Source organism: Bacillus sp. LR--39 (genome assembly GCF_053613335.1).
In genome coordinates this window covers 1-554 of the sequence record NZ_JBSIOT010001408.1, presented here as the reverse complement: position 1 = coordinate 554, position 554 = coordinate 1, and the positions used below count along the sequence as shown (strand labels likewise).

General features: G+C 52.5%; 1 protein-coding gene and 1 pseudogene. One reads left to right on the top strand and one right to left on the bottom strand.

The window, feature by feature from the left end; translation table 11 throughout:
• A pseudogene (locus tag ACWHAR_RS30805) lies at positions 1-312 on the top strand (ImmA/IrrE family metallo-endopeptidase); the annotation flags it as partial.
• Positions 313-325: 13 nt separating this feature from the next.
• Here ACWHAR_RS30805 and ACWHAR_RS30800 read toward each other — a convergent pair.
• On the bottom strand, positions 326-554 hold a 229-nt coding region (locus ACWHAR_RS30800), incomplete at its 5' end, for a poly-gamma-glutamate hydrolase family protein (RefSeq protein WP_452088902.1).

The following is a 554-nucleotide window of genomic DNA, read 5'->3' as shown; positions in this document are numbered from 1 at the left end:
CTTTTAAAAATGGATTTTCCTCAGCTGCGATGCCAAGCCGCTAAAATGATCGCCGACCTCTTTAAAGTCACGGAGTCGTTCGCTGTCAAACGGATCGAGCTCTTTGAAAAACGGCAGGCCGGAATCCAGTTTCATGAGGCGTGGATGGCAAGCCTTTCCCAAGAGAGCGAATCGGCGAATGCACCACGCTTTGAAGAAGTAGACGAACTTGCACGCTACCGGCGGGAAACCCGCCGCCCGTACGCAGCGGCAAACGGCCTCGGCAAAATGGTCGCTGCGGAAAGCCGGCCGGCTTATATGCTGAGAAAATAAAAAAACAGCCGGCTCAGCTGCCGGCTGCACTCGGCCCATATGCGATGCATGCTCCTTCCTTCAAAGCTTTGACATAGCGGGAAAACACCTCATTTTGAGACGTTCGCCTGCCCTTTAATGTGAATTGCTCAAACATCGCCTTCCGCTGGGCTGTGCTGATTTCAAATTGCACGCTTAAACCGGTTTGGCAGCGATTGTTGATGCTTGCAGGGTTTGTACCTGAAAGATAGCCCCTTTCAGCC